Below are 26,946 nucleotides of genomic sequence, written 5' to 3'. Positions count from 1 at the left end.
CCACTTTTTTTCAATAGCCTCTTTAAGAATTTCCGCTTTTAAGCGCTCTTCAGCGTACATCTTTTTGAGACGGCTATTTTCAGCTTCCAGTTCTTTGAGACGAGACATCATCGAGGTATCCATACCACCATATTTTGCGCGCCATTTATAAAAAGTAGCTGCACTAATGACATGTTCTCGGCATAGCTCTGAAACAGGTGTGCCATTTTCAGCTTGTTTTAGAATTGAATGGATCTGACTGTCTGTAAATTTTGATCTTTTCATGAAGAATCTCCTTCGTCATAAGGTACGAGAAAATTCTACTTTTGGCAGCAATTATTTTTTGGGGGGATTACCGAATAAACTTTGCCTTTTTCAGATATTCTTTCTAAAAGACTCCTAGTTTGCGAGTGGGAACTAATTGTTGGAATAGAACAGCCAAAAGCTAGACATAACCCCTTCCAGTTATCAAGAGAATATCGTTTTTGAGCTTTATCTATTAATTTTTTAACTATACGATTGTCCACTATTAACTTTAAAATGATTACAGTCTAATTTATATTAGCATATTTCGATTTTTAGCAGTCTTTTACCCAACAAGGTGTAGAAGTAAATATTCTAAGAAAATAATTTTACATTGCGGACTGAACCTCTTCCTAACTAGGTTTCGGATAACGAAAAATTTCCTTTATAGACACATTGCCACTAAGCTCTTGAGCGAAATGAACCCCATGCTTATCTGTCACCTTTTTTAAAAAAGTATGCCGAAGTTTATGAGGAGTAAACTCAAACTTCTCCTGCTCCGGTAAAAATGCTAAAGCTTGTTTTAGTACCCGTTGCATATTTGATAAACATCTAAGGTTTGTAAGCGCGTCCCATAACGTGTAATAAATAAAGGCTCTTCTTCTAGTGCTTCCCTTTTTTCTAAATATTGATCTAAATAGGCCCTACTTTCTTGCGGCAAAGGAATTTTTTGGCTAATGCGCTTTGACTTATGACGAAAGACTTCACAAAAACCCTTTTGTCGATACTGACCTACATTTAAGGTAATCACTTCGGATTCACGAAGCCCCGTACCAAGCAGTACATAAAAAAGAGCCGTTTCCATTAAAGGATTTTGATTCTTGCGAGTGCAACTTTTAATCCGTTGCTCACATGCAGACTTTAATCTCATTAACTGGCGGGAGGTCAATCCATTCCAATCGGGCGCATCGGTTTGCAAATCTTTCACTTGCGCTAATGGATCACCCTGCTAATAATGGGCGCTGCTGATGAAGCCAGCGACCAACATGACGAATGGTTGCCATTGTGCGGTTAATTGAAGTGGCTTTATAAGGTTTTCCTGTTTTCTCTGAAATCGTCTTACTTAGTTTTTTCTGAAATTGCTTACTCACTGCAGGTGTCCAACTATCAACCAAGTCATGCCCTACTTCATTTTGGAAAAAATGAATAAATTTTCACAGGTCTTTTATTTTGGCTTGTTCAGTTTTTTCAGGAGCACCTTTCACGTGCACTGAGTAATAATAGGACAGCCATGCAGAAAGTGAATTGGTGTCAAAATGAACATCTAAAGTATGGAAAATCTTATCTATCACAAACTTTCGCTTTCTTTCTAATTCACTCATTTTCGAAGCCCAATAAATTCGGGAGGCCCATAAAAGTCATTTTACCTATTTTTATGCGCTTCTGATAGACAAGGTACGATATCTATCCCAAACATTGTAGTAAAATATCTATGCCACAAAGTAACTACAAAGTATGTACATCGTGCTATAATTATTATTAATTTAGATATGGGAGATTTATATGAGCAACAAAACTAGGCTTGATCCATATGAACAAGACATAGAAGATAATTTTGAGCACCTACAGTCAGTCACTAACCTGGAGAAAGAAAAGGCCATGTTAAAAGAAGTGGCCTCAAACCATGTAAAAAGGAAAAAATCTATTACTATCCGTATTAGTGAGCTAGACCTTGAGGCAATGCAAATCAAGGCATCCAAGCTAGGGATCCCTTATCAAACCTATATTAACATGCTCATACACAAAGATGCAGTAAGTGATTTTAATACATGAAATTCAGATATGATGAGGCAAAAAATGCCAATCTTTTAACCACAAGAGGCATAGGGTTTGAGGAGATTATTCTTGAAATAAAAAATGGCAATTTGATTGATATTTTAGAGCATCATAACCAGGCTAAATATCCCAACCAAAAGATAATGCAAATTAGGTGTTTAGGAAAAATATACTGTGTACCCTATGTAAAAGAAATGGATGGTTCTCTTTTTCTAAAAACTCTTTATCCAAGTCGTAAGGCCACGAAGAAATACCTTTAATTTTTTGACATTTATTTAACGTTGGTAAAAATTTTCCTGGCTCTGCATAAAGCCCTTAATTTTGTGATAAAAAGGGTACGTTATCTATTGCAAACAGCAAAACTAAATCAATTTTAATAAAAAACTCACTCTTTATTTTATCTCAAAAAAAAGATACTAAATTTGTTAGCCTCTATAATTTTCGTCTATCATTAGTTAAATACACACTTCCAGATAATTATGAATAGAGTTAGAACTACGGATGAAAATAAACAAGCGGCGCGAGATCAACTGGCATTTATTCAAAATAGTTCGAGTTTATTTGATAATGGGCATGAAATTGAAGCACTTAGAATTTCAACTTGTATAAATATTTTGCTTAATGATGGTAAAAACAAAGGGTTGCTACAAAAGTTAAATTTTAAAGTGTCTATCCTATCTACAGTCCTTTGTGTCAATCAAATTAATTTAGATAAATTAAAAATTAATCCTTGTAGTTCACTGCAAGACATGGATACTCTGATTAATAAAGAATGCAGCACAAATTTTAATCTTTATTTTATAATTCCAACTAAAGAATGGTATTTATTCACCAAAGATAAAAACGGAGTGGTTATTAAATGCAGGATAGAAGAATTAGCAAAGCAATTGGAACCAACCCGTCAAATGAAATTAGTTTTCGAATCCTGTCTTCAGTCTAAAAACAGCGATGGGAATATTACAGATGAGTGTAAAGAAATTATTGTTAGGCATTTAGATGGCATCCTGGGATTTAATGAATTGGTTCCCTCCTTATTCTTCCCAATGGTTTCTAATAAATCAGTGATATTGAACAAGGGTAAAATTACTAGATATATTTCACATATAGACTGGTTTAATGAGACTATCTTTGCCATAGATAAAAATATTTTAACTCGAAAAAAATTAATACGTACTGCACGCGACATGGATGGCGGCAGTCATTTTGATCAAATTTTAAAAAAAGTGCCAGAATATTTAGCCTGCAAAGATGGAGTGTTTTTAGGAATTTACGATGATGGAGAAGAAAATTCCACAGCCAATTATCATTTGATAATGTTAAGGCAATTAGCCTATGAAATATTAAACTCTCCTGATATTAGTGACTTTTTAAAATAAAAGTGAAGTATATCCTTGTACCTTCTATTACTTAAAAATTAATAAACCCTTTGAAATTAGCAATAACCTAACTTAGAAAATTAACCGTAATTGTTAATCTAAAAAGTATTCACTTTTTACAGGGATATAAAAATATAATCTTTCTTTATAAAGAGTTAACAAAACCCCCAATTTATTTACTAAATTTGATATTTTTCATATAATCTCGGTGCGAGTTTAATATCGTAATAAATTAGGTCTTAGGAGTAGTAATATGGATATAATTCATAATAATTTTCTTCAGCATGTAACCCTCACATCTTACGCATTATTACGACAATAATTTTTACAGACAACAAAAATAAATGGAATTGAAATGAGTATTAAAAAAATGGCTTTACCTGTTATTCTAATTACGGTATTCATCTTGCCTACCTACGCAAAACAAATATTCCCTGCTGAAGTTATGGGGCGAGATTTACAAATACCAGGACTTGGGTGGGCAGGACATGTTGGAATAGCTACAACTTACATGATGTCCCCTGAAAGTATGAAAAATAATGCAGATCAAGTAATAGAAGTATTAAATGAAACTCCTGTTGGTCAAATTAACTATATTGGTAATTTTAAATCCCGCTCCAAATATTGGGGTAGTAAGTACGGAGTTACTGATAGAGGAATACTTGGTTACAAGATACTTGTCGAAGCCAATCATCAACGTTGGTGGTGCCCTACCTATACTTCTGATACTGATTATCATATTGGCTCGGGAATCCCAACAACAGGTCAAATTATTAGTTGTGGGAGATGGCGATGTGATACGTACGTTTGGTGGGCGTTCTATAGCCAAGGTATTGATACCATGCCTGGCAAAGTCTGGCTGCCCAGGAATTTATTTGATTTTTTTCCTTATTTTAATGATGAAAGATTAAGGGCATACTCTAGAACCCTCTCAAATTCAGCAGTAGATAGAACTTTAGAAGCTGTGTCGCCCGACGAACTTAATGTAATGCCTTATGAGGAATTCCAAATGATAATGAATGCTCCACCAACTCACTACGTAACAAGCCCATCGGCTGTTCAAATGCAGTTAGCTGCAAATCCAGAACTAAATGATATAAAGCGCGGCATTATGATAGATAGGCTTGTTTCGCGATCGACAGAGCCCGATTTAGTTAAAAAATTATTATCTATTTATTATGAAACCGATCGTGTGGAAGTTAAAAGCAAAATCGTAGAAAATTTAATGCTTTATAATCAGCAACATATAACTGAAAAATCCTATGTTGTTAATGAACAACCTCTTCTTAAGAACTTTTTTGAACAGCTTTTAGAGAATCAATCACTGACACCCCATATGATGGATACAGGAATTCGAGGTTTTATCGATACACATTCAGCTGATGAAATAACTAGCAATTTAGATAAAATTGACGAGAAACTAGCGCATATTAATCACTACTCTTCAATTATGTTGAAATATGCATTAACTTTTAAGTCAAAAGAACTACAAAAGATTTATATGGAATCGCTTATCAATGAATTAAGGATTGCTGACAGTTCTGATCTAGACAGTTATTTATTTGGCCCTTTGACTATTGCATATCAATCAATAGGAAAGGATTTCCTTCAACCCGAATCTAAACAAGTGGTTATAGATTATTTAAAACAGATCCGTTACAAATATTCTCCTCAAGGAATTAAAGATAATACAAATGATACGCATCGAAAAATAACCGCACATTACTATTTTGAATTAATTAAAATATTGGATATAAAAATTTGAATTTAGGAAAAATTAGTTTGCGTTCTAGTGAAAGACCGGCTTGCTGATGTAGATTTAAAGAAGTCAAGCTTCCATAAAAAAGTAGTAGTCTTCTTATCCTATCTTCTTTCTATAGAAATTTGTGATCATAGATAGACCCAATGTGCATTCTGTGCACATTGGGCTAGATTCCACATAAAAATATTTGGAATTAATTTTGCCAAGAAGGCAATTTAGCCACATTAACTGATTATAAGATTGTTGCAGGAGAACTGCTCATTGATTTTAAGCAGCACATAAGGAAAACTTCATCTTATGAACCTGAAAACTGTGTTCACAAAGTATTAAAAAATTTCGAAAAATAATTAAATCACTTGTATGTGAGATAGCGTCTCTATGACAAGCGATCACTGACTTTCATCAAGTAGTTATAAAAAGCCTAAAGTAACCCGTTTACAAAAAATCTGCCTCTTCTAAGCGATAGATGCATTATAAGAGCTGATGTAATGAACTACCCCATCCACTGAGTTGGCCGTTAATCGAATTTTCAATTTAAAAAAATTTCTTAAAGTTGATAATATTTGTAAATCAACTATATTCCTCTTGCTAAAGCGAATAGAGCAACCCTCCTTTAAGGTCCTGCTCTCATTTACCGTTAATTGGCTAGAAAATTTTTCCCATTCTTCAAGAAATCGACCTAAACGCTTGTTCAGAACAAGATCACCGATTGCAGTTGCCTTCCAGTTATTGGATCAATTTGATTGCACTTATGCCAGTCCTTAATTCCATTCTTACAATCTGAATCAGTCGATGCGGTTCATGCCGCTTGATCTTTTTTGACCATACACAACTTTCGAACGTAACTCGACTTGCGGTTGAGTTATCTTCATCATTGCTTTTTTCATTTAATCCCTTCAGTACAGTAAGAGAAATAGGCCAGGCAATTTATTTAATTTGTCTATGTGTAGTTGTTGAAAATAGCCGTGATTGGCTATTTTCAACATAACCTCTTAGGAAATAAGCGACTTAAATACTAAAAAGCCCTGCTAAATCATCCAATTAATTCAGCAGCATTTTATTTCCTGAAGCTTGGGTTGGCTCAGGTGCATCTGCTTTCACATGATGCTCCCTTAAAAATGCCTCCATTTCTACAATAAAAGCATCTGTGCTTTCAAAAAGAGCCTCTGCCTTAAGGTCCTTTTCTTGGTCAACTTGCAGATCTTCCTCACTTCTAAAATTAAAACCCTTTATCAGTTTGGCTAAGGGATTACTTGTAACCTGATCGCCCTCTCCAGTTAATAATAAGGTATCTTCCTTTAAAGAAGCGATATTTTCGTTTAGCTTTTGGGTGGCTTGTTCTACCGCATCCGTGTTTTTTCGCATACGCTCAAATTGTTGATTGATTTGTCCTTCAATTTGGTTCAATCCATCGGAGAAGCCACTTCCGATAGCTTGCATACCTTGGGTATGTGCTTTAAAAGCAGCTTTCAATTGCTCAAATTGCAAAACGGCATTCTCATAACGTTTGACTTCTTCTTTCAATAGTTGAACTTGCGTCTCATATCTATCAATAGCGCTTGCACTTGCCTGCCTAAATTCATTTAATTTTTCAATCATTTCATAAAGTGCATTCTCTGCAGCCTGCAACTCTAAAATGGTTTTTTGCATCTCCTCTTCGCGTTGAGCTAGGCTTTTTGTGAGCTGGGTAAAACGGTTTTCCTCCGATTGAGTATAATCATCAAACACATAACTCATGGTGCTATAAACTGTTAACGTGATGAAAGGTAAAGCAATAGCCCAGAATAGCGAAAACACTAAACCTAAAGAAGCTGCAAGGGCTCCTAATCCTACACCGATTAACCCTTTCTTCCACCACGAAAGCCCTGAAAAGCTTGTTGCAATTCGACCAAATAAGCCTTTCTCAACATCAAAGCGTTTCCTTTGCAAATCGATATCCGCAATAAACAAGTTCGCTTGTTCACGATGTTTTCTAATTCGACTCAATTGATCTAAAAATGGTTCTGGTAAAAGCTGAGCATCGTTATTTTCGTTCGCTAGCTGTGAATCTACTTTTTCAAATGACATGACATTAATCCTTTAGCATTGATTGATTAGAAAAACCGTAAATTGGTGTCTTTTCCTTTATCACTCGATTCTTCTCTCACTTCTTTTTGCAAGCCTAAGATAGTTTTTTCTTGTTCAAGTATGGTTTTTTTTGCTTCTCGCAAATTTTCAGTCAACGAACCAATACGTTGCTCTGCTTTTTCATAATTTTGAATTTGAACGTCCAATCTCGCTTTAAGCTGGTCATTGCTGTACCTCATGCGCTTCATTGTTTCAATGACCTGGCCTATGTAATCTTTCTCACCATTAGCAGCACGTATTGTTTTTCTGATAAAATCAAGCTCTGCTAATGCTTGCTCAAGTTTCTTTACTGCCTCGGCGAGTTTAACTTTAAGTTCTTCGTAGTCATTAGTTACTTTGATAAGTTGTTCCGTTTTCGATTTCAACTCAGCCATCAATTGCTTAATGGTTTCATTGTCTTGTATTGTTTCATCAATAACAACTCGACCGGATTCTTGAAATTTTTGAGCGGAGCTAATATGCCTATTTAATTCAGCAATGGAAGTGGAGGCTCTTTTTTGATTTTGAGCAATATCCGATAGGGTTTCTTCAGTGATTTGTGAGACACGATGATAAGTTGAATTAATTGAATACTGTCGTTGTTTTTCCCGAAAGGAACTTTCAGCGTCAAGCCGCTTATACTCCAATTCAGCTTCCTCATCCCGTGATGAATTCTTAATGAGGTAACCCACAGCCCCACCAACGACAAGTCCACCTCCTGCTGAACCCAAAATGATGCCAACCAGTGCTTTTGTGGTAAGTGCTATTGTAGCCATTTCCGCTAACATTTTTTACTCCTTTTTAATTAATCCGAAAACACCAAGCGAGGAGAAACAGTACATGAAGGACAATAAATTGCATGACAATATCCTTAAAAGTTGGACGCTTCCTACTTAGCAGCATCGATTCTATTTAATTTTTTTGCAAAAATAAATGTCTTAAAAGGGATAAATAATTTAAAAATTATATCTCTTTGAATTATCACAAAAAAGAGATTATGAAGGTTATTAAAATCGTTTTAAAACTTTAAATTTTGATTATGAACACGACTATTTGTAGTAAATTTATGAATAAATTTGTAAGCAAATTTTAATTTATTTCAATAAAATCAAAGAGTAAAATTAACGTTTGAATTCATCGTTTTTTTAGGACAAATTAAATTTATTTCGAAGTTTTTCTATTGTAGAATTTGCCTGCTAGGAAATTTTAAGGAAAAAATGTAATGAAAAAGTCCAAAATAGAGGAATTAGTTGAAAGTTATCACGCCGATGTTAATTGTGAAGCGTTGATTGCCCAAAACCCCTATCAAAAGGGATGGGTTAAACGGCTTTTTGGTACGCAAACAGAGGGGATAGCTAAGCTTCAAGCCTTTCTTGAATCAGAAGCAGTAAGCCAATTGACATCAGACGATGAAATCGAAGGGGAAAATTTATTGGTCTTGCTTAATATCATGTACCAACGAGAGAAGCGGATCTATAATACCCGACGCAGTTATGAAAATTACCCTGAAAAAAGCACCAATCGCGTTTATACCCGCTTGTATCATTTGTTGTTACTCGATGCTGCCATCCAATCCGATATGGGTATTCAGTTTACTCATTCGAAACCCCTTCTTCAGCTTTTATTTTGGCGAATAAAGAGTAAGGTACTCGCTGATATCGAAGAAAGAATAAAGGAAATGCAAGCAGAGCATTTGGAAAAAACCAACTCAATCTTGTTAAAGTTGGGCATATCCTTAATTTTCGGAAAACCGCTTAATCATACCTTGGCAAGAGAAGAAGAGCCTGATTTAGATGGGCTAACCCAGCATATCAAAGTGATTCAATTCGAAGAGCAATTTGTTCAAGTTGAATTTGATTTCTTAAACAAAGAACTTCATGAGGCAAAAATGCTTCGTGCTCAAATTCGACGCCAAGACATTATGGGGGGTCTTGAATGGTTAGAATTAGCCTCAGACAACGGCCATGCCTATGCGAGCCTTCATCTTGCCGCTTTTTATGCTCGAAGAAATGACTATAGTGTGGTTAATCAAGAAGTTGACCGTGATAAGACGGTTGAGTATTTGAATCGTGCACGCGATCAAGGGTCTAAACTCGCCGCAGAGGTTTTGGATGCAGGATTAACCTTTGGGATGGTTTCGGTGTCGAATGTTAATTGCGCCTATGCACCTTCTTAAAAAAAGGGATTCAGCACTTTATTGTTATGAGTGTCATGCTCAATTGAAACCCCATGGATTTGATTAAAAGCAAACATGACATCCTGTTTGCTTTTATCGAGCCAAATGAAAATTGGGATCTAATAAATCCTATGGCTTTAGTATCTCCTGGAGTGTAAAGATTATCCACAACACTAACGACGACATTCAAACAGGAGTTTCCTCCTTATACTTTATTAGGCAACATTTTAACATTGGGATCTTTCGCATAAGCATTAAGAATATCACTGAGTAACTGCTCAATAACGCTTTCTTTAGCATCGTCTTCAATCAATCCCGTTTCAGTCTTCAAAACAGCTAAACGATTCTCGATTTCTTTTGCTACCGATCCATTAGGAAATAGTGCAGCAAGTACTCTTCGTGCCTCTGCAGGACCCAAATGACGGTATAACTGATTACGTACTAACGCATCCTCTGCGGTAGTGCTGAACGCCCACACTTCAACTGGACCTAGCGTCAAGGTCAGTAATTGAACGTTTACTCCATATTTTGTGGCATACTGAACTAAGAAAGTCGCCCCCCCTAAGCGTGGCCCATGAACCCGAGTACGCAATGCTACTTTAGCAGTATTGGACAAGCCAAAAATCTGCGCGGTTTTCTCAACGGCTTGTGAAGGGCCTGCATCCATCACGTAAATTGCAGTACTGAAATCAATCATGATTGCATCAAAATCTTCAACCGATTGAGATAGCAAGGCGATTTGGACTTTCCATTTACGACCTTCCCGCATATCGATAATCACTTGGTCGCGCACGGCAGATGATTTTGCAGTTCGGTGGAACTCATCATAGACAATTCGCTTTGGATCTTCTCTTATTTCAGCAATACGCTGCCTATGATATTCTCGGTATTGCTCAGGTATACTGCTTAAACTTTCTTCGGTTAAGTAATAATGGCGAGCAAGCACATAGCGCGCTAACATGTACATGACCGAAGTTTGCCGATCGGCAGCGTCACCACCGCTTTTAGCCACTTCGTCTAAATCGAGGGAGACGACGCGTGCGTCACCAATATCAAAGCTTGTGACCCGAGATAGAATAGGATACTCACGTACAGCGCCTGAAATCATACGCGAAAAAGCATTGATTAATGATTCACCCGTCGGGGCAGTGACTTTCTCATATAAATCCTCGATGGATGGCGTGCGGCAAATGGATGCTGCATCGGCTAATAAGGGCATTGCATAGCGTTGAGCAAGCATGGCTTCATGAGTAAAACCAGCTGAGAATAAAGCATCTGTTACTTCCCACCAAGTGGATTTTGAATCTCTAACAAAACCAATCTCTTCGAGGATACTGTCAATAAACTCTTCAACACCGGGCGAATAGGGAGTTGGATTGTATTCATCAGCTAAACTTTTATACAATTCATCCACAACCATACCCGCAAGATCAGGCATTCCATCATAAGGTTTTGCTGCGCCAAGTGGAGTAGTCAATAAAGTGAGAAAATTAACTAAAAAAGAACGCTCTATCGCAGTAGGATAGCGACATCCTAATTGCGTATCAAACGGATTAATGGAATAGTCTGGTGTCATCCTTAAACGGTGATAAGCAACCAAGTGCCTCTTAGAGGCTGGCAATCCTTCTTTTAACAATGAAATCAAACCGCTACTGGATGGCCCGATATCAATAATTGCAATTCGTGGTAACCGAGTTAAACCACCAGAAAGACAAAGTGCTAGATTGAGTGCATTCGATAAAACAGACTTACCCGAACCTGGGCGCGCGTAGACTAGATCAATCCAGGTCGTCTGTTGCGTTGAGCCGGGTTGAAAAGGCCAAGGTTTCCCGTCAGGCGTACGGAATAATAAAGCCCCTTGTTGCCAAGGAGAAGCTGGTCTCGTAATGGGCAGCATGGTGATGATATCTGACAAGGGTGCTACAGAAGGCACGGCTGTGCTGTTCAACGTCGTTGCCAACATACTTGAAACAAAGCCGGCAAAAGGATCACCGCAAATTTCTGAAACGTCCGTGGAACCCCACCCTTCAATGGCTTTAACTAACTCTGAACTGCGGCGGCGTAGCAGAGGAAGCTCGCCTTCCGGAGCCCAGGTTGCGGCCACAACTCGTAACCGAACGATAGGATCATCGGTATTAAGCTGCAAATATTTTAACAGGTTAACCGAGTCACTAATTAATCGATTTTGCGCGGAAGAAAAGCTTAAAATAGCAGAAAGTAACCCTTTTAATTTAATGGTATTTAACCCTTCGCTTTCAACCAGAAACGAAATTCGCCAAGGCACATGTGAGGGCAAGATGCGTGAGAATAAGGTAATAAAGGGGCGAATATCTTTAGGAAAAAGATCGATATAGACGCAAGAGTAAATTTTATTACCTACTCTAACTGTTCGCAGATCCAGTACTTCACCATCTCTAGGAATCACCTGCTTTGCCAAAGCTGGCCACAATAAATCAGAAGGATCTCCACTAAATCCATTGATTTCGCGCGGTATAAGTTTATCACCTGGTAAAGAGGGTCGCCAATCGTCAGCTGTAAAATCAGGGTCGGCTGTCATCCGTACGGCATGCACAGCATCATGGACTTCCATGAGTCTTGCATGAATATTTAGTGCGTCTAAATCATTGAGAATTGTGCGTACGTAAGCATCGTGGGTGTCGCGTAATTCGGGAATAGCGGCAAAAATGGTCTGGCTATTTTTAAATGCCGGCGCCTTTTTGTCTTTTATCATTTTTAGCTTGGCTTTATTTGCCGTCTTTAATTGATCTTGCGGCAAATTAAAGGGACGTGTGTACAACACAAAATAGAGACGCTCATCCGCGCAATACTGAGCAAGAAAAGCCACACGTTCGTGGAATAAATCTTGTAAATTAAGCTCTAGTCTTTTTGCCGTGGCTTCTGCTGGCGCATAGATGTCTTGAATAACCTTTCTGATATTTTGTTTATCATGACTAAAATGAACCTGTAGAGCATGTCCTGGCCTTCCCATCGCCGCCTGAAAAGCGTTACTCAGTCCTTCAACAAGCCGTTCGAATTCCTCAGTACCAGCAAGAGCTGTAATGCCTTCGATTTTTAAAATGGAAAGCAAAGTGCCATCATGATTAACCAAAACAGTCGGGCTATCTGCTGTTTCAAGCTCGCAGTAAGACTCTGTTGTTTGTTTCAGAGAAGTACTTAACCAAGCAAAAAAAGTATCAACGCCATCAAAAAATGAATCAGCCCATTTTCCCATACTATTCCCCACTAATACTTACATTAGGGTCTGTCGACAGACTTTAGCATTAGGCGAAAAACTATTTAATTCAGCTAAACCTTAGTTGCTGTTATTTCCTCTAATGCGCTCGCAGCCCATCTCTCGATTTGTTTGCGGAATTTCGCTCTTGAAGGTAATAAACGAATATTCTTAAATAATTTTTCTGAAACCTCAGCCGAAGTCACTCCTGAGTCAATGATCAACTGACCAAATATTGCAGGATCACTGGTTCCCTCACCAAATTTTTCTTCGACAATCTGCGAACGAAATTTAAAGCTTCGATAAATATTTTGGGCACTATTTTTATACCCTGTATCATTGGTAATAGCACAAAAAAGCACATGACATAAACTATTTAACTCTGGCTGAGTAAGCTCTGGAAGATAAACGAGTGTACCTCCTCCATACCCTCCTACACCAACCGACTCAATAAAGAAGCATTGAGCACAAAAACAGCAAGCAGTTACCAAATTACTCAATTTGTTGTTTGTGAAATCGTGATCGAGATTAACGACCTCTTGAAATAGTCTTGCTTGAAATCCGCAGAATTGACAGGTATAACGATCGCGCTGAAATACCTTCATCTCAAAACCTTTAAAGCGCTCGTCGGCCTTTCGTGCCGAATACAACCGCCAGGAACCCGGGCTAGCAACAAGCCTCAACTTATTATGTTGTTTAGCAGCCATCTAACTATGCCCATAATAGCCAAAACTTCAAATAAATAGGAGGCCAACACAGTGGTTGCCTCCCCATTGCCCTTTATTAGCTTCCAAAAATTGTACCGGAAGGACCAGCAACAGAACCGCTAGTTCCCAACAAAGTTTGTCCGGCAACACCCAAAATTGAAGGCAGGAATAACAAAGCCGCTGCGATCAAAACCAAAGCAATTGGAGTACCAATTGGAATTTGGGTTGGGTTATCCTTGTGTTGTTTAAACTTCATTATTGCACCGATGGAAAAACCAAGGCCTGCCACATAGGATCCTGCTGTAATTAGTTTAGCCAAAGCAGTAAATGACGAAGTAACACTAGAAGCCATACCCCCTAATGATGTTGACGACGCCGCCACTTCACCTGCTACGACCATTAAACTCAAGCAAGCAACCCACATGAGTAAGCGTTCCATTTGGCGCTTTATTGTTAATGGCATTTTCACTGTTCTCTCTCCTTCTCATAAAAAATGTTTAACTAGTACCATATAATGTATTATTGATGATTTCTAGTGTGGCTACAATGTTCATTGCTAAAATTCCACCAAAAATATGTACCAATCCTTTTCCTGTACCTCCTGGAGGTTGCCCTTGAGAAGCGGATCGTGCAATAAGAATCCAACCTCTTACAAAAGCAATCAGTCCAATTGTCTGGATTATAATTGCTATTGGTCTCCCAACAACACTTCCAGTACCAAAAAGAGCACTAATGCCTGGGTTATTACTATTCACTGGTGCATACTGCAAGATACTCGAAGAGCCAAAAGTTGTTTGCAACATAATAGCTAATCCCGTCGGGAAATAGATAAATATTACTGCTACAACCATATAAATTATAGGCTCTTTGATGCTCGTACTAGACGACATCATTGATTTAGATTCACCATAGGCCTTTAGAGTATAGATCGCTTTAAACGCGAAAGCTAAACCAATTAAATAGGCAGCCCCTGTAATTAGGCGCTCAACAGGCAACAAGTTACTTGCGATATTATTTAATATATCAACTTGAGTTGTTAACCAGGATTGCCAAGAACCAGTTCCAGCAGACATAACCCCCTCAACTATCTTGCTGACTAAACCTAATTACTCTTCCTGAACTGGTTAATACGCGCCCTTGATTCGGATCAATCAATTTTACTACGCCATAACCAGCAATTTGGGTTCCCTCTCTAACGGTAAGTGTAGACCCATTTGGCGCAATTAACCAAGCCCGACCGGGTATTACTGCTTGAATATAATAAATTGGTGCACGAAGCCCTCTTACTGACGCACGACGGACTGGTGGTGGCTTAGGTTTTGTCCTTTCGGCCAAGATAGCAATTTGATTGGATTGTTGTTCAAGTTTAGCGGTTAATAAACTGATCATTCGATTTAAATTAGCAATTTTTTCAGACAGTTGATTTACATTTGAATTTATTCCATTGAGCTGGCTACTCATAGAACTCATCTCTGAGCGCACACTTTGTTGTGCCATCTCCAATGCGGAAAGTTTTTGAGTAATCTGTGAATTATCGACAGTAGGCTGAGTAGTCACAGGTGGAGGAGCCGTTTGAACTTGTGTTACTGGTTGTGAAGTGGTTACCGGAGGCGTTTCAGTTTGGGGTTGAGGAGTAACCGCTGTTATAGGAGGAACAATGGTCTCATCCGTAGTTGATTTTCTGGAAAAAAAAGAGCCCAAAAATTTATACCCGAGCATGACAAGAACGATAATTACCACGGCAATGAATGCATTTCGTCTGATATTCTTCCCTTGAGGTTGTTTTTTTGCAGGAGGAACTTCCTCATCGGATGCAATATGCTCTTCGTCGCCTAAGTTATCTGAGCCAATTGTATCCAGATCAGCGAATTGATATTCATCGTTATATTCATTATCTGCCATTTCTTACTCGCTCATCATGTTAAAGTGAGGTCACATCTTGAGTAAATAGTATACCCAAAGGTGTACCTGAATAGACTTCGACAGTCGTTGGTGTACTAAATTGTTGTTGAGCAACCTGGCCCCACGCTTTACCAAGCGTTGCCAATCCAATCACCGCATTTTGCAATGCTGAGCGACCGATACCATTTTGTACAGTGATATTCTGTCCCCCACCAGTACCACCAATAGTCACCGTGGTGTTTGCTGATTGGAATGCGTTTCCAAAACCTTCCAAAAATGAAGAGGCAAATAACGAACCGTAGCGTAACAAGTAATGGTGATTGGTATTACTCGATAACGCGGTACGCGCCGTATCCGGATCAATTGCATAGGCATTAATTGAAGTCGATTTAGGTGCACCAGGTACAGACATTGTATTAAAACTAATCACCATTTTGTCTGCATTAGTAGGCAAATTAAAGCTACCAATTAATTTCGCGCCTTTTAATTTGCCAGAAACAATTGTCGCAAGGATAGGTCCTGGCTCATCACTATTCACTGAAGTATCCAGTACGGCAAAAAGAATATCTCCCGTTTTAATGATAGCGCCTTGGCCTTTAGATGGCCCCCCCATCTCCCCTCCTGGAGTGAAAGAAGAACTAGTCGTCGTTTGACCTGCTCCTGTGGTTGCTGCACTTTTCTTTTCTTCAGACTCATTCCCGGCCACATAAGTCTGAGAGGCTACTTTCTGCCAAGTACTAATTGACTGGTTTGCGGTGCTTAGCATTTGCGAAGTACGCTGCGAAATCTTTTGCTGGAATTTTTGATCAGCCAATTGTTGATTTTGTTTTTTCAAAATCTCCTGTAATTGTTTGGCATTCGCCGCTTGGGCAGCTGCAGCCGCAGGGGTTTGACCTGGAATTCCTGGAATGGTAGGAATCGGCGTCACATTAGAGGGTTGACCACCAGGTATAGCAGCAGCTCCCAAACCGGCCACCTCTGTATTCAGCCCCGCATTTTGAATTTCGGCATCGCTAAACCCAGCATTTTTTAAATCAGCTGCAGTATATCCTGCATCTGCTAAGTCCTTAGCAGAATACCCCGCTTGACGAAGCTCGGCTGCACCAAAACCGGCATCTTTTAAATCTTTAGCGCTAAATCCCGCCGCTTTAAGTTGACTTGCCGAAAAACCTGCATTTTTTAAATCGGCAGCACTGAATCCTGCATCTTTAAGCTGACTTGCACTAAATCCAGCATTCTTTAAATCAGCGGCACTAAATCCGGCATCACGTAATTCTTTTGCGGAGAACCCAGCATTTTTAAGATCAGCAGCACTAAAGCCAGCATTTTTCAACTCGGCTGCGGTAAAACCAGCATCTTTTAATTCTTGGGCAGTATAACCTGCTGCTTTCATTGCAGCTGCACTACAGCCTAAAGTTTGCTTAATAGTGGTTGCTGATACTCCTGCAGCACGTGCTGCTTGTAGCGAAGCCACACTACAGTCTGCTGTTCGCCCTGCAGCAATCACAGCAGCCCCCCCAACGCCTGCCTGCCTTAATTGTTGCGGGGTAAATCCTGCATTTAAAAGATCTTGTGGGCTAAATCCCGCATCAGACAGTGCTTTCGCATCATAACCCGCATTTTTTAATGCTTCGGCACTACACCCATTTAGCTCCCGAATGCGCTTGGCAGAGACGCCTAAATTAAACAGCTGCTTCAATTTGGTCGGATCGCACCCAGCGGCTCGTATTGCATCATCGGTAAGCGCTCCACGAACTTGTTCAGGTGCATAGCCTGCGGCCAAAAGTTGCTGGGGTGTAAATCCCGCTGCCGCTAGTTGTTTTGCATCATAACCAGCCGCTTTTAGTTGAGCTGCATTACACCCATTGAGTGCACGGATTTTTGCAGCAGACACCCCTCGAGCAAAAAGGGCTTTTAGTTTATTCGGGTCGCAATCTGCTGCTCTTATAGCATTATCATCAATAGGGCCTGTCGCACTGATCTCCGCGGGAGTAAATCCTGCTTGCGCTAAATCACTATCACTAAACCCAGCCTCTTTTAACGCTTTAGCACTACAACCGGCATATTGCCTGATGAGCCTTGCACTCACTCCTGCAAGTCGTTCTTTCTTCAATGCTTCAACATCGCAGCCGGCACTTTTAATATCAGAAGGACTAATTCCGGGTGGCAATTCCGACTCTGCAGCTGAAATTTCACCAGGACTGTACCCCGCACTGGCTAAATCATCAGGACTAAAGCCGGCGTTAAGCAAGTCTCTAGCAGTATAGCCTGCTTGCCTAAGCTCAGCGGGTGTAAAGCCTGCGTTTTTTAAATCAGCCGCACTAAATCCTGCATTTTTTAATTCAGCTGCCGTAAAGCCCGCCGCTTTTAGCTGCGCAGCGCTACAACCACTTATCCGCCGAATCGCAGATGCAGAAACGCCGGCAGCACGTAACCGCTTTAGCGCGTCAACTTGACAACCGGCTTTACGCACATCAGCTTCACTGATCCCATTCGGTAATCCCCCTGCCTTGGCAATCTCCGCATCAGAAAATCCAGCTCCTTTAAGCTCACCATCTGAAAAACCACCGTCTTTCATTTGTTGAGCTGTAAAACCAGCATTTCGTAATTCGCAGGCGTCAAATCCACAAAGCCGTAAGCGACCGGCACTAAACCCTGCATCCTTTAATTGGCGGGCGTTAAATCCTGCTGCTCTGAGTTCTTTACAAGAGCATATTTGTTGTAAATCAGAAATTTGGTAACCGTTATCTTTCAATTGAGTACAAGTACAGGCATTTTTCAGATCAGTAAGGGTTGCCCCTTGATTGACGACATTCGTAACAGTGGCTTTACTGCAACTACTATTTTGTAGAGATTGAATCCATAAGCTACGTTGAGCACCGGCCTCATTTTCCCGGGCTAACGTTGTAAATCCTACCCCACTCTCACCACTTGGTGGCTGGCCTATGGGTTGTACACCCGCTCCTAACGCTTGAGTACGAACAATAGTAGGAATAGCACTTCCACCCGTTTTTAAAGCCGAGGTCGCTTGACTGACATTTTGTGCCTCTTGCAACTTTGCATATTGTACAGTTGGATTCAGCGCTCCAGGGATAGATCGAATCCCCTGCGGAACATTACTCACTCCTGACTGCTCATTCCCTATGTCTTCTGAGAACTTTAATTTAAATACACCAATGGCAACAGCGGCAATTAATAATATTGCGGTAAATACAATAATGACCCGTGTACGGGTATTGGTAAATAGCGACTTTAGATTCTCTTTTTTACCTGCCATTTGATTATAACCCTTCTACCTTAAGCTGCATGACTTTTCCATGCCATGAAACCAGTAACACCGGTGATTTTTGCATCTCGTAAGCATGCATTCCATCCGCACTTGTCATACTCCCTATCCATCCTGGAGATAAAATAGTGAGGTTAGTTCTTACGTACATTTTGTCACCAATTATCCATGCTCTTGCATCACCGCCACTTACTGTTAACCGCTGACTCCCCGCCGGAGGCACTCCATCTAGAACATGCAACAAGACATCGTTTGCACTGGGAGGTAGGCCCTCTTCGGTAGGCATTGTTTTAGCATTAGGACCAAATCCTTGGATTCGTAGATCCACTCGGTAATCCACTGCTTTTTGGCCAGGAATAAGTGTCAACATAACAGGGGTATTCAAACCACGCAATCGTACAGCAAGATTGCCGTAATTGTATAACTTCAAGGCTTGAATCATCAAAGTATTACTTGTTTTATCCCATTGAATGTTAAACGAAGACGGATCACCTAAATCATAGGCGCTAATGGGCCAAGGAGCCCCAGTAGAATCCAGAAACACCAGCGAGGATACGAATCCTTGTGACAAACGAATGACCGGGGGTGTGGATCCTGGTGATAAATTGACAATTTGAGAGGTTGCTGTGGGTTTAGGGGGAGTACCCGCAGTAGACGCTTCTGCAAATTCATTGGCTTGATACATTTGTTTCAAGCGAATAATTTGTTCAGGTGTCAGCGGGAAAAGTTGTCGCGTTACTCCTTCGAAAGCTTTTACATCAATTAGCTCATTATCTTCTTGCGATAAAACATCGGCATTAGCTTGTTGTCCTTGAGTGGCAGGGGCATTCCCTGCAGCAGCAGTTGGAGATTTACCTGCTGCTCCTTGTTGGTTCGCTTGGTTTGGCTTATTGGGTTCTGTAGAAGCTGGCGGCGTAACGCCGGATTGGGATAACCGCTGTTGTAAAAGCCGAAGCTGCTGGAGAGCTTGCTGGGCAGAATCGGCCTCCGAGGCTGCATTGGCTGGAAAAGGTACTGAATTAGTTACAAAAATCATAACTAACCCAATTAAATGGAATAAATTTTTCTTCTTATTATTCATTAAATGATCCAATTAACCTATCCCACCACTCGCTGGGCCTACAACAAACTGAGCTATACCAATTCCGCGTGGAGAATTCAATGTTGACACACGCGTTATTAACATTGTAACCACATTATTTTGCTGAGAAAATTCACTGGCGCTTTGATAAGTAACTAAAATAGGCATCTGAACACGCCAAGAATAAACTCCATTTAATAAACCTTTCTGTAAAATGATCGGCGCGCGAGTAGCCACGGCTGATACAATTAATTTTTTCGCTTTTACCGCATCAAGGTTATTAGACTGTTGTAATGCAGTCAAAAATTGAGTCCAACCATCTGCCGTAAAGAATCCAGAGGATGCTTGTAACTCATCGCGATAATTCACAAAGTTGTAGGTAAACGCAGCTATGGCTGCCTGATTTGCCCATTGTAATACCGCTGAGTCTGACTGGTTAGGCTCATCTAAAGGAAATAATGGTGTAATTCTCCCATTGATACTTGTCGCAAAATATTTAGGCGCTGGAGGATGTGTTATCATATACACCAAAAGCGAAGCCAAAACAAAATTAATGAGAATAGAAAACAGCAAAGCAAGAATTGTCTTACGTTGACCGTCTCGATAAAACTCATTTCTCATTGAAACAGCAGTTAAAGCATCTTGAGCCATAATTACCTCATTTATTGCGGTATGACCTTTTCACTATCATCATCAATCGGATCAGGTGGAAGTAGTGGCGTTGATGAATAATTAGGTTCATCCAAAGGGTTTAATAAAACCGGGGGAGTAACACCACTCGTAGCATAAAAATCACGTTCAGGTTCATGAAAATACAGATAATAAATACCGAGCACTAAGAGTAGATTTAATATCAGCGAAATAACTAGACTCGTTCCCCCTATTCGGTAAGTCCGAATGTAAAAGGATTTAGAACGTTTAATTGTATTCCAAGCCTCTTGACTCATTGCTGCCTCATTTAAACAATCGCATCTCTGAAAGTAATTTCAATGCGTGAATTAGGTGATATGTCCCCTCCTCGAGTATAGCCCATCATTGGCTTATCCCGTCCCATTCCTTCTGTAAAAATAAAGCGACTATCAATGCCTTGCGACCATAGGTAATCTGCAACTGCTCTCGCTCTCGCTAAGGTCAATGCATGTTCTCGTCTATCCGAAACATATTGGCTACTAAAAGCGGTGATGTTTACCGCCACCTTTCGGAATTGCTTTAAAAATCGCACTACATTATTAAGTAAACCGTAAGAGGCCCAGGTCAATTGTGGTGATTGGTTTGGAAATAATCGAGGAGAAGGTATACTAATCAGGTAATCTTGGCCAATAGTAATCACAGCCACTCCGCAACGCAAAAGACTTTTTTGCAATCTTATTATTGCCTCATCATCCGCACCTTCAACCTTATAAGGCAATTTTAAAGCTTCACTGTCTTCAGGGTGGTATACCTTTGTCTTACATCCAAGTAAAAGCAAAAATGCAAGCAGGGTAGCATGCCATGTTGAAAAAACAAATAAACCAACACGCAATTGTCTCACCAAAACCTCTCACGTTTATTAAAATTAGATTTCTCCATACTAGTGAAATAAAAACATACAAATCATTGCGTTACAAGCTATTCTTAAAAAATAGAGTGATTAGCCTAAGTTTGACAATGAAAGGCTTATTATTTGCACTTTTTCTCTTATCCATTACGCCTCTTCTTGCGCCTTAGCTTTCGCTTTTTCACGCTCACTCACTATCTTGTTTGAAAGCTCTTTTGTCAAAAGAGATAATTCTTCGGCACTAACAACATCACGATCATAGGGGGGATAACTCGTTGCCATTTGAAAATCTTTAATTAACTCGTTTGCCACTGTTCCAGCATATTTATCCTTCGCCCCACTTGCGCGTTCAACAATAGAGAGGTAATTCCTTGTCTCGTTGATTCCAAGCAGTGGTAATGAAAATTGCTCAACGTCTTTAACCAATAAGGGTAAGCTGTTGGCAGAACGACGCAGTCTGCTGAAAATGGTCAGAGCACCTTCTTGCTCTTCTTCAATTAATTCTTCTATCGGCTCAGGCTCATTGTAACCGTGGAAAGCCAATAAGGCTGCGACGCCACGTTCAATGGGCTCAGGAATATTCGATTCGCGCAGGGCCTTCGTGATCATCGTAATTTCTTCAGTCTCAACCTCTTTTTCAATGCTGAGGTCGCCACTATCAAGCACTTGTCGGAAACCAGAAAGTTGTTTCTGTAATTTAATCAAATAATCATCAGGTGGTGGCTCAACTTTCAAGAACTGATTAAGCTTTAATTGTTTAACTGGAGTCGGGTTCGCATAAAACATTCGCGCCCGTACAATTTTGGATTTAAAAAAGATGTGAGCTTCACCTTCGGTTTGATCTTTTAAATCGAGTAAATCAATACGGGATCGCTTTTCAAAAGAGGAACTCTTAGTATCCATATAGCTGTTAGCAATACTTGTATCCTTCGTTTGAAAAGAGTCCACTTTTGTCACGTAAGCCTCACCGGCCGTTTTAGTGAAGAAGTCCCACGTTTCTGTTGGATCTTCAAGCTTCATACAGATTTTAATGTTGGTATTAGCACCAATTGAAGCAGCTTCTTCTTTTGATGCCTTTTGGAAAGCTGGTAAATCTTGTCCCGCAAAAATAGCCGAGAAACCGAGAGAACGCGCTTGAGCCGGCACGACAGCAAAACCTTGTACCGCATAGTAGCCGTACTCATCCAAAATGCACATATAAGGCGTCGGTGAATTAGTCGGTTTTCGCAAAATGACATCTCGATAATCCCCTTCAACCTGATCCCCCAAACCTGCAGCCATCATCGCTTTGAGTGAGGACACAATCACTTTGCCTAAGTTCGATAATTCATCGGGGGATTTTTCCAAAGCAGGCAACAGTACAACCAAAATGCGACGATTCAGTACTACGTCTTTAAAATCCACCTCTGCAAGATTAGTTCTGATGATATGACCATAGGTATCCGCAAGGGATGAAAACACTCGAACTAACTGCATAGTAATAAAGCCATGCTGTTCTAAAACTTGAGAAACTTGCTTCCCTTTTTTCTCTTTATTGTACCCTGGTAAGTTAAAAACATAGTTACGCAAAGGATCAGTCACTAATTTAGGAACTGACTCTATATTAATGCTTTCCTGCTCATCGCGGGGGAAAACTTTGTCGATGACAATGGATTCTAATCGCTGTAAATCAAAATAGTTTCTAATGGTATTCGCATCCAATAAGATGGCCCCTTCGTCTCGCATATAGACGAGTAGCTTCATCAATGCCTCAACGAAGCTAATAGCCCGGCCTTTCCACATATCCCCATCGGAGGATTGACCGGAAGAGCCCATCAAACTAACTACCAACTGCGTTAACATGCTTGAAGAACCCTGACAAAACGGATTAAGCGTATTAGACAGACGCTTTTCTTGAGGACCGATAATATCCCGAGCCCCCGTCATGAAATTGATCAACAGTAAGTCATCCTCTCGCCCCATGCTGCGCACCATCGAAAATACTTTTGCATAGAGAGAGTTATCCCCTTTTCCGTCGACATAAATAAAGCCGCTAGCCTGTACTAATGCATTGTAAGCAAGTGAAACTAACGTTTCCGTTTTACCACTACCGGTAGAACCGAAAATCAGCGCATGGGTTCTTAAATCTTCATTGGCAAACCACAATTCCTCTCCTGTTTTTCGGTCATTACCAAAAAAAGCAATACCCCTTGCGATATTGGGGGTACCTATTCCAGGCTTTAAGTCATTGTAATCTTTAACGCGAGCAATTTTAGGTAAGCGAAAGGGCAATTTTTGTTTGCGTGTATAAGTATAAAGAAAGAATAGGATGCCAAAAATGAGCACCAGACTCGAAATCTCAGAAATATAATAAGCGACAGCCGCTAAAGAAACCAAAACAATAGAAATATTGGTGGGATCAGAAAAAAAATCAGCCATACGCTGGCCGAGGGTTCTGGTATCCCTTAGCAGTAGAGTAGGATCTATTTCATGACGCGAATCTATACCACGCATTACGGTTGTAACTCCTGCATCTCTTTAGGTGTTAACTTCACTTCTTTCACCGCAAGCTCGAGTGCTTTTATCGCTTCATCGATCATCGGTACTAGCGAGCGCCTTCCCATTTCCTTTTCAGCGCGCCAGTGAGCAAAAGGTCCTCCGACCTCAACGAAAGGAGTTTGCCTACCAATACTATTAAGCATATACCATAATCGACGATCAAGAGGCTTTAACCACAAAAATTCTGCTGTAGGGACTACCCCATCATCTCGCGCCCCTTCTAATAGTGAAGCGAGTACAGTTAAAAGATAAGCATGCTTCGCAATGATTTCCTGCACATTTTCTTCATTTTGATATTTTTTTAAAACAGGTCTTGCAACACTAAAATCCGGTTTTCCTGCGGTAAAAGTCCTATCCAATGTTTCTAAAATTAAGTTAGCCGCCTCCCTATCTCGATTCATGCGGGCCATAAAAACCGCAGCTAACGCATACGCTTGCGGGGGGCATCGTTCAAATCCATCCCAGTAGGGCCCTAATTGCAAAGTAAAGACTCTTTTGGCGTCCCCTTTTCTAATTCCAGCAGTCATTTCCTGCCCCGGGACAGGATTATCTAATAAGGCGTCTTCTTTTTTTAATAAATGGTACTTGCGCGCAAACTCCATTGGTGTTAACGCCATGGCCCAAGGACCTTTGTTAATATCGGTATTGATTAAATCTTCTTTGACCACGGGCATAATAGCAAGCCAATTATGCTGCTCCTGCGCACGCAGTGTCTTCATGTTATGGGCTTTACGAAACTTTAGCGTAATATCGGATTTGTAGAGGAACATGGCTAACAAAACCAGAATAGCAACCACAGGATAGCGAATGTAATCCCCCACACCGCGAGTTAAATCAACAAGCTGATCCCACTCGACGCTGGCGGGATCAATGGTCTGCATGACATACACATTGCTTTCTAATTGAGGATTACTAATAAACAAACTGACTAATTTTGCTTCCAATACATTCAAATAGAAAACAAACGCAACAATGTATTGATGCGAAGTTTTCCAGATGATGAAGCCGATAATGAACACGAGCACCATAATCCACACAGGTGCCATCGAATTATCGCTGCTACCGCCTGATTGTTGTGGTTGTTGAGCCATTCCCACTTCTAATAAACCCGTTATAATTTCAAGTATATACCACTCTTTTAACTGTGGTGTGATCCGATACTTCAGGTCATTAAGCAATTTCTTTGACTTAACATAAATAGGAGACCTGAGCGATACCTATTCAGCTTGCGTGTTTTTAAGCAAACGCCCTTTGAAGTAATGGTAAGTGCCAGAAGTATGAACGAATCGTGTTATGTTGTCCAAACTTATTGCCCGATCTTTAAGGCTTAATAGTGGCTTACCGAATTTATCCAAGGGAATTTTATCCTCGGGTATATTTAAGATATCGGCTTGGTTAATGTAGATAGCAACATAAGCTTCATTCTCTTTATTTTCTTTTGACTTAATAATTGTTCTTACCGCTTCTTCATCGGCATAGATAGGACGAGAAATAATCTGCCGAGATAGCGTTGCAAGCAGGCGCTCCCAAGATTGGATATTGCTCCCATCCGAGGAATAGAGGGAAATAAATACTTCTTGATGATCGGCACGTTGCGAGATCCGATTAATATGAGAATGCCTTTCAATTTTTGGTTTATTCACTTCAGTCTCAACGCCACTAAGATGTGAAGCAAATTTATTGCGTATTTCTCGGAGGTTTTTTCCAATCACACGCAAAAAATTCGACTCGTCCCATGGCCCCGTTTCAATAGCCTCATCCAATGCTTCTAAAATCGCATGAGCTTGTTGTTTGGTTAATTCATCTTTCATAGTCTATAGAATGACATCAGAGTAGCTCTGATAAAGTTTAGTTCTAAAAGGAAGTATATCAGTATTCAGCGTGAAACGCTGAATACTGTCTTAAAACATTGAAGGGGTTATCGTGTCATCTAGAGACGAATCTTTATCCGATTCGGCTTGCGCCTTTTTGGTCTCTTTAGGAAATTCATTATTAAGAGAGTGCCCAGTTTTTTCAACAGCTTTTCCTAAAGCGATACCAGCAATTTCATTCGCTGACGGTTTTTTAACCTCGTCATTCGCTGAAATCTTACTCTTACAAATCGCAATCATTTTTTCCACCTGCCCCTTTAATGTTTGCAGACTACGAAATGTCTCCATTCCATCAGTACGAGGCACGCCAGAAAAATCTTCGCTTGTTAGTGAAGAACTTGACAGCAAATCTGACGCAGTGCTTTTAGCATTCGTCGTCGGTTTAAAATGAGTATACGGATTGCGTAACATACAGAGGTACTCCAATACCAAATTCTTTAATTCTGTAGCAACAATACCAGATATTTCCTTAAGCTAAGCTTAAGAAAACCCAAACTTTCACTTTTTTTACACTTTGATTGATAAAAATGACTTAAACGAACTAATTGTTCCCAAGCTCGAGGCGTAGAGACAGAATAAAATGGATTAGACGCTTTAGTCATACATTAACTCATCTAAAGGGGTGTAATCCTTACTCGGACCTCCTTGAATTAGTTCATTTAATACGTCCGTCATACACAATAAACGCAAAGCATTAGGGGTTACCTCATCAAAAACTACCCTTATGCCTAATAAGGCGTTCTCCGCTTCATCAAAAGTAGCACCTAGCCCGTAACCTAAGCATAGTGAGCAAAGCTGATCCGCTCGGCGTGCTATGGCTGGAAGTAACCCTGTGTCGGAAAATACTTCTTCATAGGTTACAAAACGATCATTTAAATAGAACTTGGCATTTAAGGCCGCAGCAATCTTCGCCATGCATTTACGAATATCAGTTTCCATCATTTCCACCAAGGTTGCGCCGAGCGCAAAGGACCTGCCAGAAAACTTCTAAGCCAGCGTAAGAAAACAGGAACAGTAAAACCATAATGTTCTATAATGCCAAAAAAAACCGTCGATACAAGCACTAAAATCCCAGTCCAAACCCTGATATGCATCAAAAAAAGAAAGATTGGAAAAGCGGCTCTTGCATCCACCAGAAAAAAACGAGCACTTCTAGCCGAATCACGCCAATGCGATGTTTCTGAAAACCCGGCCATAAAAAATCCTCAAAAAAACCAAAACTATATAAAATAGAGTATATACCCAAGAAACCTCAAAATGCCATTGTTTCAGGGTAAACCATCTCAATCAATATTATCCAGTAAAGGTCTAGCG

General features: G+C 40.0%; 27 protein-coding genes. 5 read left to right on the top strand and 22 right to left on the bottom strand.

The annotated features are described in order from the left end of the window. The 4 genes from B5D33_RS03320 to B5D33_RS16800 form a co-directional block, all read right to left on the bottom strand. On the bottom strand, positions 1–264 hold a 264-nt coding region (locus B5D33_RS03320), incomplete at its 3' end, for a transposase (protein WP_058453413.1). Positions 265–805: 541 nt separating this feature from the next. Beyond that, complete coding sequence (locus B5D33_RS16810; protein ID WP_234802442.1) at positions 806–1,210, bottom strand: tyrosine-type recombinase/integrase; 405 nt, start codon at positions 1,208–1,210, stop codon at positions 806–808. A gap of 13 nt (positions 1,211–1,223) precedes the next feature. Then, positions 1,224–1,373 (bottom strand): hypothetical protein, encoded by a 150-nt coding sequence (locus B5D33_RS16805; protein WP_234802441.1) that lies wholly within the window; start codon positions 1,371–1,373, stop codon positions 1,224–1,226. Positions 1,374–1,436: 63 nt separating this feature from the next. Next, positions 1,437–1,604, bottom strand: coding sequence for a hypothetical protein (locus B5D33_RS16800; protein ID WP_234802440.1), 168 nt, complete (start codon positions 1,602–1,604; stop codon positions 1,437–1,439). Between the two features lie 181 nt (positions 1,605–1,785). On the opposite strand from B5D33_RS16800, the gene B5D33_RS03310 reads away from it, so the two are divergent. From B5D33_RS03310 to B5D33_RS03295, 4 genes are all read left to right on the top strand, one after another. Next, positions 1,786–2,055, top strand: coding sequence for a CopG family antitoxin (locus B5D33_RS03310; RefSeq protein ID WP_058453366.1), 270 nt, complete (start codon positions 1,786–1,788; stop codon positions 2,053–2,055). Then, on the top strand, positions 2,052–2,318 hold the full coding sequence (locus B5D33_RS03305; protein WP_058453365.1) for a BrnT family toxin: 267 nt from the start codon (positions 2,052–2,054) through the stop codon (positions 2,316–2,318). Before B5D33_RS03310 ends, B5D33_RS03305 begins: the two co-directional genes overlap by 4 nt. Positions 2,319–2,537: 219 nt before the next feature. After that, on the top strand, positions 2,538–3,434 hold the full coding sequence (locus B5D33_RS03300; RefSeq protein ID WP_058453364.1) for a hypothetical protein: 897 nt from the start codon (positions 2,538–2,540) through the stop codon (positions 3,432–3,434). A 355-nt stretch (positions 3,435–3,789) separates the two neighbouring features. Continuing rightward, entirely contained in the window at positions 3,790–5,199 is a 1,410-nt protein-coding gene (locus B5D33_RS03295) for a hypothetical protein (RefSeq protein WP_058453363.1), read from the top strand. A 1,038-nt stretch (positions 5,200–6,237) separates the two neighbouring features. Here the strand turns inward: B5D33_RS03295 and B5D33_RS03290 are convergent. Then, the gene (locus B5D33_RS03290; protein ID WP_058453362.1) at positions 6,238–7,263 is read right to left on the bottom strand and encodes a hypothetical protein; all 1,026 of its coding nucleotides are present in this window, start codon (positions 7,261–7,263) and stop codon (positions 6,238–6,240) included. A gap of 26 nt (positions 7,264–7,289) precedes the next feature. Continuing rightward, positions 7,290–8,090 (bottom strand): coiled-coil domain-containing protein, encoded by an 801-nt coding sequence (locus B5D33_RS03285; protein ID WP_058453361.1) that lies wholly within the window; start codon positions 8,088–8,090, stop codon positions 7,290–7,292. Between the two features lie 434 nt (positions 8,091–8,524). On the opposite strand from B5D33_RS03285, the gene B5D33_RS03280 reads away from it, so the two are divergent. Further along, the gene (locus B5D33_RS03280; RefSeq protein WP_058453360.1) at positions 8,525–9,478 is read left to right on the top strand and encodes an SEL1-like repeat protein; all 954 of its coding nucleotides are present in this window, start codon (positions 8,525–8,527) and stop codon (positions 9,476–9,478) included. 205 nt (positions 9,479–9,683) lie between these two features. Here B5D33_RS03280 and B5D33_RS03275 read toward each other — a convergent pair whose 3' ends face one another. From B5D33_RS03275 to icmT, 16 genes are all read right to left on the bottom strand, one after another. Further along, on the bottom strand, positions 9,684–12,710 hold the full coding sequence (locus B5D33_RS03275; RefSeq protein WP_058453359.1) for a type IV secretion protein IcmB: 3,027 nt from the start codon (positions 12,708–12,710) through the stop codon (positions 9,684–9,686). A 74-nt stretch (positions 12,711–12,784) separates the two neighbouring features. Then, positions 12,785–13,417 carry a type IVB secretion system protein IcmJDotN gene (icmJ, locus tag B5D33_RS03270; RefSeq protein ID WP_058453358.1) on the bottom strand — a complete coding sequence of 211 codons (633 nt, stop codon included), beginning with the start codon at positions 13,415–13,417 and terminating at the stop codon, positions 12,785–12,787. Positions 13,418–13,493: 76 nt separating this feature from the next. Next, positions 13,494–13,880, bottom strand: a complete 387-nt coding sequence (locus B5D33_RS03265; protein WP_065240043.1) for a type IV secretion protein IcmD — start codon at positions 13,878–13,880, stop codon at positions 13,494–13,496. 34 nt (positions 13,881–13,914) lie between these two features. Beyond that, positions 13,915–14,490, bottom strand: coding sequence for a hypothetical protein (locus B5D33_RS03260; protein WP_058453357.1), 576 nt, complete (start codon positions 14,488–14,490; stop codon positions 13,915–13,917). A 7-nt stretch (positions 14,491–14,497) separates the two neighbouring features. Further along, positions 14,498–15,319: a type IVB secretion system protein IcmG/DotF gene (gene icmG, locus B5D33_RS03255; protein ID WP_058453356.1), complete on the bottom strand. Its 822-nt coding sequence runs from the start codon at positions 15,317–15,319 to the stop codon at positions 14,498–14,500. 19 nt (positions 15,320–15,338) lie between these two features. Further along, the gene (gene dotG, locus B5D33_RS03250; RefSeq protein WP_058453355.1) at positions 15,339–18,596 is read right to left on the bottom strand and encodes a type IVB secretion system protein DotG/IcmE; all 3,258 of its coding nucleotides are present in this window, start codon (positions 18,594–18,596) and stop codon (positions 15,339–15,341) included. A 4-nt stretch (positions 18,597–18,600) separates the two neighbouring features. Then, positions 18,601–19,686, bottom strand: a complete 1,086-nt coding sequence (locus tag B5D33_RS03245; RefSeq protein ID WP_058453354.1) for a DotH/IcmK family type IV secretion protein — start codon at positions 19,684–19,686, stop codon at positions 18,601–18,603. A 12-nt stretch (positions 19,687–19,698) separates the two neighbouring features. Beyond that, the gene (locus B5D33_RS03240) at positions 19,699–20,337 is read right to left on the bottom strand and encodes a type IVB secretion system apparatus protein IcmL/DotI (protein ID WP_058453353.1); all 639 of its coding nucleotides are present in this window, start codon (positions 20,335–20,337) and stop codon (positions 19,699–19,701) included. A gap of 11 nt (positions 20,338–20,348) precedes the next feature. Then, positions 20,349–20,633, bottom strand: a complete 285-nt coding sequence (gene icmM, locus B5D33_RS03235) for a type IVB secretion system protein IcmM/DotJ (protein ID WP_058453352.1) — start codon at positions 20,631–20,633, stop codon at positions 20,349–20,351. An 11-nt stretch (positions 20,634–20,644) separates the two neighbouring features. Then, the gene (icmN, locus tag B5D33_RS03230; protein WP_058453351.1) at positions 20,645–21,217 is read right to left on the bottom strand and encodes a type IVB secretion system protein IcmN/DotK; all 573 of its coding nucleotides are present in this window, start codon (positions 21,215–21,217) and stop codon (positions 20,645–20,647) included. 153 nt (positions 21,218–21,370) lie between these two features. Further along, positions 21,371–23,716 carry a TraM recognition domain-containing protein gene (locus B5D33_RS03225; protein WP_058453350.1) on the bottom strand — a complete coding sequence of 782 codons (2,346 nt, stop codon included), beginning with the start codon at positions 23,714–23,716 and terminating at the stop codon, positions 21,371–21,373. Next, positions 23,716–24,852 (bottom strand): type IVB secretion system coupling complex protein DotM/IcmP, encoded by a 1,137-nt coding sequence (gene icmP / locus B5D33_RS03220; RefSeq protein ID WP_058453349.1) that lies wholly within the window; start codon positions 24,850–24,852, stop codon positions 23,716–23,718. The genes B5D33_RS03225 and icmP overlap by 1 nt, the downstream gene beginning before the upstream one ends. A gap of 126 nt (positions 24,853–24,978) precedes the next feature. Then, entirely contained in the window at positions 24,979–25,572 is a 594-nt protein-coding gene (icmQ, locus tag B5D33_RS03215; RefSeq protein WP_058453348.1) for a Dot/Icm secretion system protein IcmQ, read from the bottom strand. 90 nt (positions 25,573–25,662) lie between these two features. Beyond that, positions 25,663–26,043 (bottom strand): hypothetical protein, encoded by a 381-nt coding sequence (locus B5D33_RS03210; RefSeq protein ID WP_058453347.1) that lies wholly within the window; start codon positions 26,041–26,043, stop codon positions 25,663–25,665. Between the two features lie 183 nt (positions 26,044–26,226). Then, complete coding sequence (locus B5D33_RS03205) at positions 26,227–26,571, bottom strand: type IV secretion IcmS family protein (RefSeq protein WP_045099974.1); 345 nt, start codon at positions 26,569–26,571, stop codon at positions 26,227–26,229. Continuing rightward, complete coding sequence (icmT, locus tag B5D33_RS03200) at positions 26,571–26,828, bottom strand: IcmT/TraK family protein (RefSeq protein ID WP_058453346.1); 258 nt, start codon at positions 26,826–26,828, stop codon at positions 26,571–26,573. Before icmT ends, B5D33_RS03205 begins: the two co-directional genes overlap by 1 nt. Positions 26,829–26,946: the final 118 nt, after the last annotated feature.

It is taken from the genome of Legionella maceachernii, from assembly GCF_900167045.1.
In the GTDB taxonomy this organism is placed as follows: domain Bacteria; phylum Pseudomonadota; class Gammaproteobacteria; order Legionellales; family Legionellaceae; genus Tatlockia; species Tatlockia maceachernii.
This window is presented reverse-complemented; position numbering and strand designations above follow the sequence as displayed.

What these genes read in the sequence shown, in the direction of transcription:
- B5D33_RS03265 (WP_065240043.1), bottom strand. Translation starts at nt 13,880, where the DNA reads ATGCCATTAACAATAAAGCGCCAAATGGAACGCTTACTCATGTGGGTT.
- icmQ (WP_058453348.1), bottom strand. Translation starts at nt 25,572, where the DNA reads ATGAAAGATGAATTAACCAAACAACAAGCTCATGCGATTTTAGAAGCA.
- icmP (WP_058453349.1), bottom strand. Translation starts at nt 24,852, where the DNA reads ATGGCTCAACAACCACAACAATCAGGCGGTAGCAGCGATAATTCGATG.
- B5D33_RS03260 (WP_058453357.1), bottom strand. Translation starts at nt 14,490, where the DNA reads ATGTCTGCTGGAACTGGTTCTTGGCAATCCTGGTTAACAACTCAAGTT.
- B5D33_RS03280 (WP_058453360.1), top strand. Translation starts at nt 8,525, where the DNA reads ATGAAAAAGTCCAAAATAGAGGAATTAGTTGAAAGTTATCACGCCGAT.
- B5D33_RS03295 (WP_058453363.1), top strand. Translation starts at nt 3,790, where the DNA reads ATGAGTATTAAAAAAATGGCTTTACCTGTTATTCTAATTACGGTATTC.
- B5D33_RS03285 (WP_058453361.1), bottom strand. Translation starts at nt 8,090, where the DNA reads ATGTTAGCGGAAATGGCTACAATAGCACTTACCACAAAAGCACTGGTT.
- B5D33_RS03300 (WP_058453364.1), top strand. Translation starts at nt 2,538, where the DNA reads ATGAATAGAGTTAGAACTACGGATGAAAATAAACAAGCGGCGCGAGAT.
- icmM (WP_058453352.1), bottom strand. Translation starts at nt 20,633, where the DNA reads ATGAGTCAAGAGGCTTGGAATACAATTAAACGTTCTAAATCCTTTTAC.
- B5D33_RS03240 (WP_058453353.1), bottom strand. Translation starts at nt 20,337, where the DNA reads ATGGCTCAAGATGCTTTAACTGCTGTTTCAATGAGAAATGAGTTTTAT.
- B5D33_RS03205 (WP_045099974.1), bottom strand. Translation starts at nt 26,571, where the DNA reads ATGGAAACTGATATTCGTAAATGCATGGCGAAGATTGCTGCGGCCTTA.
- B5D33_RS16800 (WP_234802440.1), bottom strand. Translation starts at nt 1,604, where the DNA reads ATGAGTGAATTAGAAAGAAAGCGAAAGTTTGTGATAGATAAGATTTTC.
- icmT (WP_058453346.1), bottom strand. Translation starts at nt 26,828, where the DNA reads ATGGCCGGGTTTTCAGAAACATCGCATTGGCGTGATTCGGCTAGAAGT.
- B5D33_RS03210 (WP_058453347.1), bottom strand. Translation starts at nt 26,043, where the DNA reads ATGTTACGCAATCCGTATACTCATTTTAAACCGACGACGAATGCTAAA.
- B5D33_RS03275 (WP_058453359.1), bottom strand. Translation starts at nt 12,710, where the DNA reads ATGGGAAAATGGGCTGATTCATTTTTTGATGGCGTTGATACTTTTTTT.
- B5D33_RS03305 (WP_058453365.1), top strand. Translation starts at nt 2,052, where the DNA reads ATGAAATTCAGATATGATGAGGCAAAAAATGCCAATCTTTTAACCACA.
- dotG (WP_058453355.1), bottom strand. Translation starts at nt 18,596, where the DNA reads ATGGCAGGTAAAAAAGAGAATCTAAAGTCGCTATTTACCAATACCCGT.
- B5D33_RS03310 (WP_058453366.1), top strand. Translation starts at nt 1,786, where the DNA reads ATGAGCAACAAAACTAGGCTTGATCCATATGAACAAGACATAGAAGAT.
- B5D33_RS03290 (WP_058453362.1), bottom strand. Translation starts at nt 7,263, where the DNA reads ATGTCATTTGAAAAAGTAGATTCACAGCTAGCGAACGAAAATAACGAT.
- icmG (WP_058453356.1), bottom strand. Translation starts at nt 15,319, where the DNA reads ATGGCAGATAATGAATATAACGATGAATATCAATTCGCTGATCTGGAT.
- B5D33_RS03225 (WP_058453350.1), bottom strand. Translation starts at nt 23,716, where the DNA reads ATGCGTGGTATAGATTCGCGTCATGAAATAGATCCTACTCTACTGCTA.
- B5D33_RS03245 (WP_058453354.1), bottom strand. Translation starts at nt 19,686, where the DNA reads ATGAATAATAAGAAGAAAAATTTATTCCATTTAATTGGGTTAGTTATG.
- icmJ (WP_058453358.1), bottom strand. Translation starts at nt 13,417, where the DNA reads ATGGCTGCTAAACAACATAATAAGTTGAGGCTTGTTGCTAGCCCGGGT.